Below are 12,792 nucleotides of genomic sequence, written 5' to 3'. Positions count from 1 at the left end.
CCGTATGGTCCCGGCGAGCACCGGTAAACAGTGAGAATACACACTCTCACTCGATGTAGCCCAGGTCGGCGAGCTGGTCGCGCATCTCGTCGGAGAACGACCCTTCGCGCTGCTCGTCCGAGACCGGCTGGCCGACCGTCTCCAGCCACTCCGAGAGCGTCGCCTCCATCTCGGCGGCGACCTCGGGATGCTCGGCGGTCACGTCCCGCTCCTCGTCCGGGAGCCGGAGCAGCTCCCCGCCGTCGTCGCCGCGCTGGTACTTGAACCGGGCCGTGCGGAGCGCGTGCAGTTGCCCGGTGTGGTACCGGTCGGCGTCGAACTCGGGGTCGAACTCGCGGAACGTCTCGACGTTTTTTTTCGCTCGCTTCCACCCGCGCTGGAGGACGGCGTGGTCGCGGGTCTCCGACCGCATGTCGATCCCCTGCATCCCGTCCGTGTCGGCTCCCACCTCGCGGAGGATCGTCTCCATCAGGTCCGCGTGCTGCAACAGCTCGCCGTCGTGGTCGGTCAGCGCGTCCATCCCGTGGACGACGGCGGGGACGTGCGTGACGGCGTCGTCGACGACGACCTTGTGCGCGAGCATCCCTCCCTCGCCGAACAGCTCGCCGTGGTCCGCGGTGATCACGAACACCGTGTCGTCCAGGTCCAGCCGGTCGGTCGCGTAGTCGAACACGTGGCCGATCAGCCGGTCGGTGTAGGCGATCTCCGCGTCGTACATCGCCAGCAGCGCTTCCCACTCGTCGTCCGAGAAGGGACAGCCACGGGCGATCAGTTCGTTCAGGTCGTCGTGGTGGTCGAGCGCCAGTTCGGCGGCCTCGCCGGAACTGAACTCGATGTCGTCGGTGAAGGCGTCGTGGTACGGCAGCGGCGGGTAGTAAGCGTGGTGCGGGTCGCCGTAGTGGGCGTAGAGAAAGAAGGGCTCGTCGTCGCCCGCAAACGAGCGCAGCCAGCGCTTGACCACGTCGGTGATCACGTAGCCGGTGCTGTGTTTCGCCGTGTCGGTCGTCAGCCCGGCGCTGTGCCGCCACAGGTTCGCGGCGTACTTCGCCAGCGTCCGCGGGCCGGCCACGTCGTACAGCGACGACTTGCTCAGCCACTCGAACTGCTCGAACCCGCGGTCCAGGTCCGTCGCCGAACTCAGGTGGGAGTTCGGCGAGAGGCAGGCGGTGTGGTAGCCTGCGTCCCGGAGGCGCTCGGGGGCGGTGTCCAGTTCCTCGGGAAACGCGTCGCTCTCCATCCCGGTGTCGTGTCGCGACGGGTACGTCCCCGACAGGATCGAGGCGCTGGACGCGAGCGTCCAGACGCCGTGCGCGAAACACTCCCCGAACGCCCGCCCGTCCGGGCCGCTTGCGATCCGACGAAGCTCCGGGGTGGTATCCCGCTCGTACCCGTGGAGCGACGTGTGGTCGGCTCGCGTACTCTCTATCGTGAGCCAGATGATGTTCGGCCGGTCTGCCATCCCGTTGCCCGTCGCCGTATCGGGGGTTAGTAATGCCCGGCCTACGCCGCCGGCCGCCGGGCGCTTGCTCCGAATCGGCTGGAACCGCGGATCATCGCTCCTCGACGGTCGTGGTGTCCCCGCCGTCGACCTCGACCGTTCGCTGCCGGGACTCGCTGCGGACCCGTGCCAGCGACTCGAAGTAGTGGTCCAGCTCCCGGTCGCGCTCCGCGAACACGCTCTCCAGCTCCGCACGCGACGCCGTCACCGGGAACGTGACCGCCAGCCGCACGTCCCCGGCGTCGATCCCGACCGCGATCCGGTCCTCGGAGCCGCCGCTGTACCAGTCGACGCGTACCTCGTTCGGCTCGTCCGGCCCGTCGTCGGTGCGGTTCGACATCGTCACACCACCATCACTCGACGGTCACGCTCTTTGCGAGGTTCCGCGGCTTGTCGATCGCCCTGTCTAACCCCTTCGCGACGTGGTAGGAGACCAGCTGGAGCTGGACGTTCGCGAGGACCGCCGCCGCCTCCGGGGCCGCCTCGGGGTAGGTCAGCGTCTCGTCGGCGACGTCGAGCGCGGCGTCGTGGTCCTCGCTCGCGACGGCGATGACCGGCGCGCCGCGGGCCTGTACCTGCTCGACGTTGCTCAGCGTCTTCCCGTCGTGGCGGCCGGTGAACACGGCGAACACCGGCGTCTCCTCGGTCACGAGCGCCAGCGGGCCGTGCTTGAGTTCGCCCGCGGCGAACCCCTCGGCGTGCTCGTAGGTGATCTCCTTGAACTTCAGCGCGCCCTCCAGCGCGACGGGGTAGCCCACGTCCCGGCCGATGAAGAAGTACGACGGCCGGTCGGCGTACGTCTCCGCGACCGCCTGTGCCCGGCTCTCGTCGACGACGCGCTGGACGTTCCCGCCGAGCGCGGCCAGCGAGTCGAGCAGGTCGCCGACGCCCTCGCTGGCCAGCCCCGTCAGGTCGCGGACGATCCGCTCGCCGAGCAGCGTCAGGGTCGCCACCTGCGAGGAGAACGTCTTCGTCGCCGCGACGCCGATCTCCGGACCGGCCCGGATGAACAGCGCGTCGTCGCTCTCGCGGGCGGCCGTGCTCCCGACGACGTTTGTCACGGCGAGCGTCCGGGCACCCTGCTCGTTCGCCACGCGGAGCGATTCGAGCGTGTCGGCCGTCTCCCCGCTCTGCGTGACGGCGACGACGAGCGTCCCGTCACCGATGGGTGCCGGGCTGGTGGCGTACTCGCCGGCGCGGTACGCCGACGCCTCGACCCCGCGGCTGGCGAGGACGCGCGTGGCGTACAGCGCGGCGTGGTAGGAGGTGCCACAGGCGACGAACTGGACCGACTCGACGCCGCCGAACGCCCCCGGCGGGAACTCCTCGAGTTCGACCGCGTCGTTCCCCGCGGGGGGTGACGCGCCGTCGGCACCCTGTCCGCCGCCGATCCGTCCCTGGAGCGTCTGGGCGAGGGCGGTCGGCTGCTCGTGGATCTCCTTCAGCATGTAGTGGTCGTAGCCGCCCTTCTCCGCGTCCTCGGCGACCCAGTCGACGGTTTCGGGCGGGCGCTCCACCGGGTTGCCGTCGAGGTCGGTGATCCGGTGGTCACCGGGTTCGAGCGCGACCACGTCCCCGTCTTCGAGGTAGACGACGCGGTCGGTGAACTTCAGGAACGCCGGCGCGTCGCTGGCCAGATACCGCCGGTCGTCGGCCACGCCCAGCACGAGCGGGGAGCCGTTCCGCGTGGCGTACACGCCGTCGACGCCCTCGACGACCATGGCGACCGCGTAGCTGCCCTCCAACCGGCCGACCGTGCGCCGGAACGCCGCCTCCGGCGACAGCCCCTCATCGCGGTACGCCTCGACGAGATGGGGGACGACCTCCGTGTCGGTGTCGCTGTCGAACTCGTGGCCGTCCCGCTCCAGTTCGCGCTTGAGCCCCTCGTAGTTCTCGATGATCCCGTTGTGGACGACGGCCACGTCGCCGGTGCAGTCCGTGTGGGGATGGGCGTTCTCGTCGGTCGGCGGCCCGTGAGTGCTCCACCGCGTGTGGCCGATCCCGACGTTGCCGCCGCCGTCGACCTCGCCCCGGATGCGCTCCTTGAGCTTCGAGATCTCGCCCTGGCGTTTGCACACGTCGATGCCGACGCCGTTTTTCACCGCGACCCCCGCGGAGTCGTAGCCGCGGTACTCCAGGTTCTCCAGTCCGGTGAGCAGGTCCTCGACGGCCTCGTCGCTGCCGACGTGAGCGGTTATTCCACACATAGCTGGTCAGGTTCGCGGGGCGCGGTCGCGGTCCACCCGCGACTCGCTCCCCCGATGTCAGTTGCGTCTTTCATGTCGGTTACCCGTGCTGTCCGTTCGGCCTCGGGGGCCGAAGTGTCACGTAGTAACACGGGGTTGCCCGGGGCAACCCTTTGTTATTGAGTTGTTGGCGCGGTAGCAGAACGAACTTAGTTCCGGTAGGAGGGCACTTCGGCGGCGACGTTACTCGGCCACCGCCCGGTCGTGGACCAGCGCGCAGGCGGCGAAGGCGACGATGACGACGGCGGCCACCACCGTCGTCAGCCAGGGGACCGGGTACAGGCCGAACTGGCCCAGCCCGAACAGCGTCCCGCCGGCGGCGGCGATGCCGAGGTAGTACTGCGGCCAGGGCCGTTCGGTCGTCTCGTCCGTGTCGAGGTACTCCGTCAGCAGGTCGGCGTTCTCACCCAGTTCGATCCGCCCCCGGTCCCGGTTGAAGTCGACGATGCCGGCGTCGTTCATCTTGGGCAGGTGGCACTGGTACAGCCCGACGTACACGCGCTTTCGCTCCCCGGACGTGAGTTCGCGCTCGGGCTTGTCGTTTTCCCTGGCCGCGACGTGCTCGGCCAGGTCCCCCAGCGCGACCGGGCCCTCGCGGTCCTCGAAGTACTGCAGGACGAACCGCCGCCGCTCGTTTTTGAGGATCTCGAACATCACGTCCAGCGACAGTTCGGTCTCCGACTCCGTCTGCTCCTGCTCGTCGGGGGTCGACTCCTGTGACACCTCCTCTACCTGCTCCCCCTCGCCGACCGGTTGCGAGACGCTCACGGTCGCGTCACCTCCGTCGGTTCGCTCTCCCCGGACTGCTCGTTCGTCGACGATCCTCCCCGGCTATCGTGTTCCCCAGTTCGTGACATGCGTGTGCGGTGTTGCGGCGGTCATGAGTCGGTCCCCCACCCTTCCGGGGCCCGTACGGTTCTTCGTGTCGATTCAACGCAATAGATGACACCGCATTGTATAAAGTTAACTAATATATAATTATACATGTACCTGAGGATATATGTTCGACAGGCGGAACCTGTGATCGGAGTAGGATCGGCTTGCGGTCGTCCGCGGACCAGTCGTGCTATTTTCCCGAGACAAACTACGGATAAAAGACGGTGCTCTCGATCCGGTCCGTCAGATGTCCACGCCGCCCGTCGATCAGGTATCGACCTTTATATGGACATCCGTCCATCGGCACGCTGCCCCGGGCTGGTGGCGGGGTCCCGCCGGCCGCGTCCCCCGGTCGCGGCCGGTGTGTGGCTGCCACGCCGGTCCCCAGCCGGCACGGCGGGGCCGTCGCACGCCGCGTCCACGGGTCGGTCGCCGCGGTCCCCGCCGCCGTCGCGAGCCGCCACCAGCGAGCGATCCATCGGACGAAATAGGAATAAAACGGCGTTACTGTTCGGGCGGGTTTCATGTCGTAACGTCCGGGTAAGGGACGCTTTCGTCCGGATCACCGACTCCCGATGCGATACACCTCCCGTCCGCCGACGAACACGCGCCGGACGGTGGGCCGCGGCGTCGGGTCGACCAGCACGAGGTCGGCCAGCGTCCCCGGTTCGACACGTCCCCTGTCGTCGAGTCCGACGGCGTCCGCCGGGGCGGCCGTCACCCGGGCGACGCGCTCCGGTAGCGGTTCGCCCGTGTCGACGAACGCCGCGCTCACCAGCGACTCGGGCCGGTAGTCGCTACAGAGCACGTCGAGAGCGTCCGCCGCCGCCGCCGTCCTCGCGTCCAGGTTGTCCCAGAGGCTCCCGCCCCGCACGAGGTTCGGCGCGCCCATCGCGGTCGTCATTCCGAGGTCCGACGCCCGTTCGGCCGCGGCGGCCGTGGTGGGGAACTCGCTTATCGCCACGCCGTGTCGGTGGACGCGCTCCACGTCCTCGGCGGTCTCGTCGTCGTGGGACGCCACCGGGATCCCCGCCGCCCGCGCGCGTTCGACCACGCGCTTCGTCCGCTCGCGGCGGACCGACTCGTCGCAGTCGCGCCGCTCGGCGAACGCGTCGACGTCCCAGTCGGCCGTCCCGCTGCCGTCGGCGTACCGCCGCTCGAACGAGTCCACGTCGTCGAACTGCGCCCCGCCCGGGGCGTGGTTCATCAGCGACACGAGCGACACGTCCCCGCCGTCGACGGCCCGCAGGACGGTCTCGACGCAGTCCGCGTCGCTCACCTCGCAGCGCGCGTGGCAGCGGTGGCGCGCGAGCTGCCCGTCGGCGTCGGCGATCCGGTCCCGAAGCTCCCGGGCCAGATGCAGCGACCGGTTCTCGTCGGGCGTCTCCTCGAACGCCACGGCGTGGAACTTCGTCGTGATGCCGGCGGCGACCGTCGCCCTGTCGCACGCGGCGAGCGCCTCGTCGGTCGGCACCCGCGCCTCGGGGCGCGGGAAGACGTGCCGCTCCACGTCGTCGCCGTGGAGGTCGATGAGACCGGGTAGCAGGTAGTTTCCGTCGGCGTCGATCCGGCGCTCCGGGTGCTCGGGGGGGTCCGACGGAGCGACGGCGGTGATCCGGTCGCCCTCGACGACGACGCTGCCGCGCTCGACGGCGGTCGGGGTCACTATCCGCGCGTTCGCGATGACGGTGGCCATCGTCACGGAGCGCGCCGCGCGGGTCGGTGCGGGCGGGCAATGGTTGGTGGTTGCGTACGTTGCATACGGCTGTCCGGTGTTCCCTATCGGACGGCAGTCGAACGCTTTGTAATACCCCACCTATAGTAGCGCCTGCAACGGTTTCACACCGGTCGCGTCGTTTCCGGAGGCCCGACGGTCAACGACGTTCAGGCGCTACCGCGGACGACGGTCGGCGGGCGGAGAGCGACGCCGAGCGCCGCCGCGACCACGAGCAACAGTCCACCGACGGCGGCCACGCCCGGGTCGGGCGGCCCCGCCGCGGCCGCGACCCGCAGGTCGTGGAGGCCGTCCCCGACGTACACGAGCGCCGTCAGCCAGCCGAGCGCCACCGCCGCCCGCCCCGTGTCCGAGACCTGGGCGACGACGAAGTACGCCCAGTAGCCGACCGCGGCCACGGCGACCCGGAGCGGCACCATCAGTTCGAGCCCGATCACGTCGATGACTGCCCGCAACACCGGGTTGAGTTCGCGCGCCGGCCCGCCGACGTAGGCGAACGTCAGCACCGAGCTGACGAGACAGCCGGCGAGCGCCGCCGTGTACGCCGGCCCGAACCGCCGGACGTCGGCGTCCGGTCCGTCGCCCGTCGTCCCGTTCATCCGGTCCGGCTACCACGACGGCGGAGTTAAGTAGCCGTCCGATACTCCGGTTTCACCCCGTCTACCGTCGGATTGGTGGTTACGCACAGCACCCGACGGCTGACGGCCCAACCCCCTGCCCCTGTCACGCGTAAACGATGCGTACCGGTCCGTAACGAGACTATACTTATCCGAACGGCTGTCCCTTTCGTTCTCGATGGACGAGGACTGGACGCCCGGCGACGGTCGCACGGTGGCCGACGACGACCACGTCACACCGGGTGCGATCGATACGGCGTTCGACCTTCTGTCGGTGGAACGGCGGCGTCACGCGCTGTACTGCCTCCGTGGACGCGACGGGTCGGTGTCGGTGTCCGACCTCGCGGACGCGGTCATCGACCGGGGGAGCACGTCGCCGGCCGATCCGGAGCGCCACCGCGAGCGGGTCGTCATCTCGCTCGGACAGGTCCACCTCCCGAAACTCGCCGACGCCGACGTCGTGGACTACGACCGCGCCGACAGCAGCGTCTCGTACGTCGGGGACCCGGTCGTCGACCGGTTTCTCACCCGCGCCGCGGAACTGGAGCGTTGACCGCTGCTACCGGAAAGTACCGTCCCGTTCCTGATCCTTTTAGTGGTCCCGCACACGTCCGATTACTGATGTCTGTAAGTACACATCGTGTACGGGGGAACGGGTCGAGCGCTTCGGGAGGGGGACGATGACCCGGTCGGGGATTTCTCAACCCGACGATACGGTCACGTACGACCCCGAAGCCGACGCCTACTACGCCGAACACGACTGGGATCGGAACGCGTCGCTGAGCGTCACGCTCGTCGCGGCGCTCGCCGAAGTCTCCGACAGCGACCCGACGGACATGGACCCGCTCGACTCGTACGTCGACCCGGACGCGCTCGACGACCTGTTCCGACCGCACCCCGGGATCCGGCGCGCGAACGTCGGCCGTCTCGAACTCGCGGTTGCCGGCTACCGCGTCACCGTCTACCCCGACGGGGAGATCGTCGTCCGCCCGTGAGCGGAGAAATGGGTCACGGATTTACCGATCCGAGTTCGGTCGGCAGTTCGAACGCTCGACGCTGGCTCCGCCCGGTTTTCTCGAACGACTTTCACTCGTTTTAAATGTTCAATTTATTTTCAGTTCTCGCGCCGTCGGGGCTGGCATCCCGCATAACTTACACTCCTATGTGTGTAATCTACTGCTGACATTCGCAGCCGCCTCGCTCCAGCAGGGTTCCGATGTCGAGATGGCGGCCACACTCGCGGCAGGTCACGTTCACGTCGACGAACACGTCGAACTCCCCGAGCGCGACGGCGTCCGCGTCCCGGAGCTGCGAGAGCGTCCCCTCGGTGACCGCCGCCGTCCGGTTCTGGAGCGCGAACACGGTGTTCTCCGCCGACTCGATCCGGTCCTCGTCGTCGCGCTGGTCCTCGTAGGTCGTGTCGAGGCAGTCGCGGAGGTGGCTGTGGACGGACTGGTGGGAGACGAAGTCGTCCCTGACCGCCTCGACGTCCACGTCGGCGCGCTCAAGCCGTTTCCGGACCTCGACCCGGACGCCCTCGCTCGTGTCGTCGTCGACCAGCAGGTCGTAGAAGTTCTCCACCTCGCCGTCGAGCAGTTCCATCCCGGCGTCGCGCATCGCCGCGCCGAGCAGTCGCTCGTTGACGTAGCGCTCCAGTTCGCGGAGGCTCTCCTCCCCCCAGCGTTCGGCGAGTTCCTCGTGTAGATCCGGCACTCCGTACCGGTCGACGACGCGGCCGACCTTGCAGTTGCAGTCGACGGTCACCGTCTCGGTCCGACTCATCGTGTTCATGATGGGTTCTCAGTCGCTTAAACCTTCCTCGTTCGGGATCACTCCAGCCGCACCCGCGGGTTCGGGTGCTGGTCGGCGTCCTCGGCGAGCGGGCCGGACCGCCGTAGCTCCTCCAGCCGCGCCTTCGCGTCCTCGCGGTCGAGGCCGCCAACGACGGCGACGGTGTCGAGCAGGAACTCCTCGGGCACGCCGCTCCCGGCCCCGCCCTGCCCGATCGACGCCTCGGCGTCGGCGAGGAACTCGACGACCGCGACGAGGTCCGTCGAGCCGCCGAGTCGGTCGTGCCACTCGGCGGGGTACTTGCTCACGCGCCCGTCGCCGAGGTCGTAGATGGCCCCGTCGTCCACCCACGTCTCGCTGGCCGTGCGCTTCGAGTCGATCCGTTCGAGCACCACGTCGCCGTCGAGCTGGCTCATGCCCCGTTCGTCGAGCGTCTCCGCGTACGCCTCGACCACCGCCCAGTCGACGCCCGGGCCGTCGGTCGGGTGGTGGCGTTCGATGAGCGAGAGGAACTCGTCGGCGAGCAGCGCGTCGCCGCGGTGCCCGAAGGCGTCGAGGACGCGATCGCTGCGTTCGACCATGGCCGACCGACGACGCCGAGTTCAATAAACGCGGGGCGTCGTACACCATCATCAGTACGGTGGAAATCGGCTTCAAAACCGGGGTTCCCCTGAGCCGGCGATCCCCCGGTGTGTCGAATCGCAGAGACCAACACTCTACTTCGCCGCCGTCGAACCGTGTCTATGGAGACCTGTCCAGTCTGCGGCCAGGGGATCGAGGCCCGGAACCCGACGGAGACCGACTACGAGGACGAGGCGTTCGCGCCGGCCGAAGCCGAGTACGACGGCGAGACGTACCGGTTCTGCAGCGAGGACTGCAAGCGACGGTTCGAGGCGTCGCCCGAGGAGTACGCGTGACGGCTTTCCCGGGGCCTTCGCCGGCGAACTCGCGGCCGTGCCGGACGAGCAGTTCGACCGCGAGCGGTTCGTCCCCGATGTCGGCTCGTCCGACGCCGACGCGGTGCTCGTCGGCGAGGCTCCCGGCTGTGACGAGGTCGCACAGGGCGAACCGTCCGGCCGACGTTCCATCCCGCTGCGGCGCTGTACGACCGGAGCAAGGTGGCGGCGATCACGGCCGACCTCCGCAGAGCGCTCGGGAACCGGGACGGATGACCGCCGGGTGACCCGAGTAAGCCGTGCTTTGGCCCGGTTGAAACGACGCCGTCGGGTCGGCTGTGCCCGGCCGGCTCCGGCGGAAACGGCCCGTTACCGGGGGAACCGTGAGAAACGACCGGGCCGGTTTATCCTCGGAACCGATGTAGCCCGGTTCGCCTCGCGGGACCGGTGCCCGCGACGAACGACCAAGGAGTGATTCCAATGTCACAACAACAGCTGCCAGGGACGGGCGCACAGGGAACAGGAATGCAACAGGGCGGACAGCCGACGCAGATGAGCCAGCACGGACAGCAGGCCGACCTGCTCCGGCAGCGTGGCCGGGACTTCGAGAGCGACCTGACGGGCGAACTCCGCACCGCGCTGGAGGACTTCGAGACGGTCACGGACATCACGGAGTGGTGCGTGGACCAGATGATCGAGCAGGGGCCGGGGATGGCGACCTGCATCCGCGTCTGCCAGGACATCGGCGAACTGGCGGACCTGAACGCCCGGCTGATCGCCCGCGACTCCGTCTACGGGCTGGAGGCGGCGATGCTGTTCGCCTCCGTCGCCGAGGACGGTCTGGAGGAGATACAGCGCCACGGGAACCCCCACTGTCAGGAGACGGCGGCGGCGGTGAACCGGGCGATCGACAGCACCTACCGGCTTCTGGAATCCTTCGGCGAGCCACAGCTCATCCAACAGGTGCAGCAGGGACTCCAGCAGGCACAGGCGCAGTTCCAGGGGACCAAGCAGCCCGCCCCGGCAGTTCAGGGTGACCGTCAGGGCGGGCAGATGAGCCAGCAGGGGCAGCAGGGCGGGATGCAGCAACACCAGCAACCGCAGGGCGGTCAGCAGTCACACCAGCCACGGGAACAGCAGTCCCAGCAGCCACAGCAGGGCGGCATGCAGCAGCCTCAGCAGTGGTAACGTAGCCTGTCGGCACGACCGGCTGGATACTCGGACACCTGGACCGTGTCCGCTTCTTTTCGCCGCTGTACCAGATCGTTCTCGGAAGTACGTACCACGCCCTCCCGGGGTACTGTGACGACGGCCGGTACGGCGCATGGATGGAGTTCACCCCCGTGGCACCGGTCGGCACCGGTCGACGTCACCAGCTGGCAACCAACCGGGACCCAGCCTTTTCCGCGTCACGACGGTACGGCCGACCATGACACGGGACCAGCCGGACGCCGAGGACGTGAGCGAACGCGCGGGGGAGCGCCGCCGGGAGCGGGCCGAGAGCGTCGAGCGGATGTCGGCCGACGCGGGCGCGGCCTTCCTCGACGAGCACAAGTATCCCGCGACGAGCGAGGAACTCGCCGCGGAGTACGGCGACCGTGAGATCGCCCTCGCCAACGAGACCGAGTCCGTCGGCGACGCCCTGGACCGGCTGGTCGACGAGCGCTTCGGCTCCGCCGACGAGGCGCGGGAAGCGATCTTCAACGAACTGACCGGGGAGGCGGCGGGCTCCGAGGAGTACAACGACGAGCGCGCGCTGTCGGATCTGGACGACGAGGAGGCGTCGGGGCGGCCGCCGGAGTGACCGTCGGTCAGTCGCTCCGGTCGCCGACGTACCGCCAGCGTCTGTCCCCGCCACGCTCGACGCCGGGGAGCCGTTCGAACACCGGTTCGACGCCGTCACGCCACCAGGTGCCGGCCGACGCCTCGACGGACACCGCGTCGTGGGCGCGCTCCCGCAGTTCCGCCGTCGTCGCGCCGCCGGGGGACCGGAGCAGTTCGAACGCCGCGACCACTGCCGTCCGCTGCCGGCTGTCGACGTCGAGCGACTCCAGCGCGTGCTTGACGCTCCCGAACCGCTCGCGGTCGGCGGAGCCGAACGGCCGGCGGCCGTCCCCCGTCTCGTCGACGATCCCGCCGCCGGCGTGCCGCCAGCGGTCGCCGTCGTGCTCGATCCCCGGGAGCGCCGCGAGCGCGTCGCGTATCGTCTCGTCCCACCAGTCGTCGCCGTCGACGTAGCCGAGCGGGTGTTCGCTGAACACGGCGTCGACGGCCTCGGCGCGGGTCGCCTCGCCCCAGTGACTGAGGAAGGCGTACACGGCCAGCACCGCGTCCTCGTGGTCCGGTCGCAGCCCCAGCCGGTCGAGGGCCGCTGTCACATCGGGCGGGGCGTCGAGGTGCGAGTCGGCCGGCGGGTCGTCGGGCGACGCGAGCAACCGTTCCCCGCTGTCGGTGAGCGCGTAGCCGTCGGCCGTCGGCCGGACGAGTCCCGCCTCGGCCAGCGCGTCGAGGCGGATCGGCGCGTCGTCGACCCCCGCCCTCTCGGTGACGGTGTCCGGGTCCGCGAGGCCGTCAGACAGCGCCCGCAGGACGGCGATGTCGTCGTCGGTGACGGTCGGGGTGCTCATCGTCGTCCGCCACGTCGCCGGCGTGCTAACGTGTTGTGCTACCTGTCAAACACCGATACCCGTTAGGAACCGCTTCCGGATGGGGTAAGCGCGGCCTGGTCACGGGGCCGGCTAGCGTCTTCGACGCGCCGGCCGGAAGGTGAGGGTTACGCCGAGCAACGGCCGTGAACCGCCGTCAACGGTCGGGCCGTTTTACGCCTCCGGGGAGTGACAGTCGAACCATGGGACGCTATCCACGCGCGGCGCGGAGCGCGCGCATGAAGTGTGTCGAGTGTAACGCCCCCGTCGTCGAGACGACGGGCGACGAGTACGTCTGTATCGCCTGCGGGGAGTCACCGATCGCCAGCGTCTGACCGGGTTCCAGCGGACGCGGGTCACGGCCCTCCCGACGAGCCGACTGTTGAAGGTCGGTCGTCGGAACGCGTATGTATACATATAGCCCCCGCTAGCGGGCGCCCTGTATGACTGTAGCCACGCGACACAAACCCCCGGGCGCGTAACGGGGA

General features: G+C 69.2%; 16 protein-coding genes. 7 read left to right on the top strand and 9 right to left on the bottom strand.

The genetic code is table 11. From position 1 onward, the window contains the following. Positions 1-46: 46 nt before the first annotated feature. The 4 genes from D8896_RS17440 to D8896_RS17425 form a co-directional block, all read right to left on the bottom strand. A complete protein-coding gene (locus tag D8896_RS17440) occupies positions 47-1,459 on the bottom strand; it encodes a sulfatase (protein WP_121823385.1) in 1,413 nt (470 codons plus the stop codon). A 91-nt stretch (positions 1,460-1,550) separates the two neighbouring features. After that, complete coding sequence (locus tag D8896_RS17435) at positions 1,551-1,838, bottom strand: hypothetical protein (protein WP_121823384.1); 288 nt, start codon at positions 1,836-1,838, stop codon at positions 1,551-1,553. Positions 1,839-1,851: 13 nt separating this feature from the next. Then, positions 1,852-3,705, bottom strand: coding sequence for a glutamine--fructose-6-phosphate transaminase (isomerizing) (gene glmS, locus D8896_RS17430; RefSeq protein ID WP_121823383.1), 1,854 nt, complete (start codon positions 3,703-3,705; stop codon positions 1,852-1,854). Positions 3,706-3,927: 222 nt separating this feature from the next. After that, positions 3,928-4,512: a DUF7344 domain-containing protein gene (locus D8896_RS17425; protein ID WP_205596879.1), complete on the bottom strand. Its 585-nt coding sequence runs from the start codon at positions 4,510-4,512 to the stop codon at positions 3,928-3,930. Positions 4,513-4,985: 473 nt separating this feature from the next. On the opposite strand from D8896_RS17425, the gene D8896_RS20050 reads away from it, so the two are divergent. Further along, positions 4,986-5,111, top strand: a complete 126-nt coding sequence (locus tag D8896_RS20050) for a hypothetical protein (protein ID WP_259372659.1) — start codon at positions 4,986-4,988, stop codon at positions 5,109-5,111. Between the two features lie 71 nt (positions 5,112-5,182). Here the strand turns inward: D8896_RS20050 and D8896_RS17420 are convergent, their stop codons facing one another. Together D8896_RS17420 and D8896_RS17415 are read right to left on the bottom strand one after the other, a co-directional pair. Beyond that, a complete protein-coding gene (locus tag D8896_RS17420; RefSeq protein WP_205596881.1) occupies positions 5,183-6,316 on the bottom strand; it encodes an alpha-D-ribose 1-methylphosphonate 5-triphosphate diphosphatase in 1,134 nt (377 codons plus the stop codon). Between the two features lie 188 nt (positions 6,317-6,504). Next, positions 6,505-6,954: a hypothetical protein gene (locus tag D8896_RS17415; RefSeq protein ID WP_121823381.1), complete on the bottom strand. Its 450-nt coding sequence runs from the start codon at positions 6,952-6,954 to the stop codon at positions 6,505-6,507. Between the two features lie 196 nt (positions 6,955-7,150). Between D8896_RS17415 and D8896_RS17410 the strand changes: the two genes are divergently transcribed. Both D8896_RS17410 and D8896_RS17405 read left to right on the top strand, forming a co-directional pair. Next, positions 7,151-7,525 (top strand): DUF7344 domain-containing protein, encoded by a 375-nt coding sequence (locus D8896_RS17410; RefSeq protein ID WP_121823380.1) that lies wholly within the window; start codon positions 7,151-7,153, stop codon positions 7,523-7,525. 127 nt (positions 7,526-7,652) lie between these two features. Then, positions 7,653-7,967 carry a HalOD1 output domain-containing protein gene (locus tag D8896_RS17405; RefSeq protein ID WP_162991640.1) on the top strand — a complete coding sequence of 105 codons (315 nt, stop codon included), beginning with the start codon at positions 7,653-7,655 and terminating at the stop codon, positions 7,965-7,967. Between the two features lie 178 nt (positions 7,968-8,145). Here the strand turns inward: D8896_RS17405 and rdfA are convergent, their stop codons facing one another. Continuing rightward, a complete protein-coding gene (rdfA, locus tag D8896_RS17400; protein ID WP_121823452.1) occupies positions 8,146-8,754 on the bottom strand; it encodes a rod-determining factor RdfA in 609 nt (202 codons plus the stop codon). 47 nt (positions 8,755-8,801) lie between these two features. Further along, positions 8,802-9,344 (bottom strand): hypothetical protein, encoded by a 543-nt coding sequence (locus D8896_RS17395; RefSeq protein WP_121823379.1) that lies wholly within the window; start codon positions 9,342-9,344, stop codon positions 8,802-8,804. 162 nt (positions 9,345-9,506) lie between these two features. Between D8896_RS17395 and D8896_RS17390 the strand changes: the two genes are divergently transcribed. The 3 genes from D8896_RS17390 to D8896_RS17380 all read left to right on the top strand — a co-directional run bounded on the left by D8896_RS17390 (position 9,507) and on the right by D8896_RS17380 (position 11,463). Next, a complete protein-coding gene (locus D8896_RS17390) occupies positions 9,507-9,680 on the top strand; it encodes a YHS domain-containing protein (protein WP_121823378.1) in 174 nt (57 codons plus the stop codon). Between the two features lie 459 nt (positions 9,681-10,139). After that, entirely contained in the window at positions 10,140-10,847 is a 708-nt protein-coding gene (locus tag D8896_RS17385) for a hypothetical protein (protein WP_162991639.1), read from the top strand. A 241-nt stretch (positions 10,848-11,088) separates the two neighbouring features. After that, the gene (locus tag D8896_RS17380; RefSeq protein WP_121823376.1) at positions 11,089-11,463 is read left to right on the top strand and encodes a DUF5789 family protein; all 375 of its coding nucleotides are present in this window, start codon (positions 11,089-11,091) and stop codon (positions 11,461-11,463) included. A gap of 7 nt (positions 11,464-11,470) precedes the next feature. Here the strand turns inward: D8896_RS17380 and D8896_RS17375 are convergent, their stop codons facing one another. Next, a complete protein-coding gene (locus D8896_RS17375) occupies positions 11,471-12,286 on the bottom strand; it encodes a hypothetical protein (protein WP_121823375.1) in 816 nt (271 codons plus the stop codon). A 221-nt stretch (positions 12,287-12,507) separates the two neighbouring features. On the opposite strand from D8896_RS17375, the gene D8896_RS20045 reads away from it, so the two are divergent. Beyond that, complete coding sequence (locus tag D8896_RS20045; protein ID WP_259372658.1) at positions 12,508-12,639, top strand: hypothetical protein; 132 nt, start codon at positions 12,508-12,510, stop codon at positions 12,637-12,639. Positions 12,640-12,792 lie beyond the last annotated feature (153 nt).

The sequence above is a fragment of the Halostella salina genome (genome assembly GCF_003675855.1).
GTDB lineage: Archaea > Halobacteriota > Halobacteria > Halobacteriales > Natronoarchaeaceae > Halostella > Halostella salina.
Note: the sequence above shows the minus strand (reverse complement) of the source record. Positions and strands in the feature narration are given on the sequence as shown.

Excerpts from the sequence above, each read along its gene's own strand:
- D8896_RS17380 (WP_121823376.1), top strand. The coding sequence starts at position 11,089 with ATGACACGGGACCAGCCGGACGCCGAGGACGTGAGCGAACGCGCGGGG.
- D8896_RS17405 (WP_162991640.1), top strand. The coding sequence starts at position 7,653 with ATGACCCGGTCGGGGATTTCTCAACCCGACGATACGGTCACGTACGAC.
- D8896_RS17435 (WP_121823384.1), bottom strand. The coding sequence starts at position 1,838 with ATGTCGAACCGCACCGACGACGGGCCGGACGAGCCGAACGAGGTACGC.
- rdfA (WP_121823452.1), bottom strand. The coding sequence starts at position 8,754 with ATGAGTCGGACCGAGACGGTGACCGTCGACTGCAACTGCAAGGTCGGC.
- D8896_RS17385 (WP_162991639.1), top strand. The coding sequence starts at position 10,140 with ATGTCACAACAACAGCTGCCAGGGACGGGCGCACAGGGAACAGGAATG.
- D8896_RS17420 (WP_205596881.1), bottom strand. The coding sequence starts at position 6,316 with ATGGCCACCGTCATCGCGAACGCGCGGATAGTGACCCCGACCGCCGTC.
- D8896_RS17375 (WP_121823375.1), bottom strand. The coding sequence starts at position 12,286 with ATGAGCACCCCGACCGTCACCGACGACGACATCGCCGTCCTGCGGGCG.
- D8896_RS17390 (WP_121823378.1), top strand. The coding sequence starts at position 9,507 with ATGGAGACCTGTCCAGTCTGCGGCCAGGGGATCGAGGCCCGGAACCCG.
- D8896_RS20045 (WP_259372658.1), top strand. The coding sequence starts at position 12,508 with ATGGGACGCTATCCACGCGCGGCGCGGAGCGCGCGCATGAAGTGTGTC.
- D8896_RS17410 (WP_121823380.1), top strand. The coding sequence starts at position 7,151 with ATGGACGAGGACTGGACGCCCGGCGACGGTCGCACGGTGGCCGACGAC.
- glmS (WP_121823383.1), bottom strand. The coding sequence starts at position 3,705 with ATGTGTGGAATAACCGCTCACGTCGGCAGCGACGAGGCCGTCGAGGAC.
- D8896_RS17440 (WP_121823385.1), bottom strand. The coding sequence starts at position 1,459 with ATGGCAGACCGGCCGAACATCATCTGGCTCACGATAGAGAGTACGCGA.
- D8896_RS17415 (WP_121823381.1), bottom strand. The coding sequence starts at position 6,954 with ATGAACGGGACGACGGGCGACGGACCGGACGCCGACGTCCGGCGGTTC.
- D8896_RS17395 (WP_121823379.1), bottom strand. The coding sequence starts at position 9,344 with ATGGTCGAACGCAGCGATCGCGTCCTCGACGCCTTCGGGCACCGCGGC.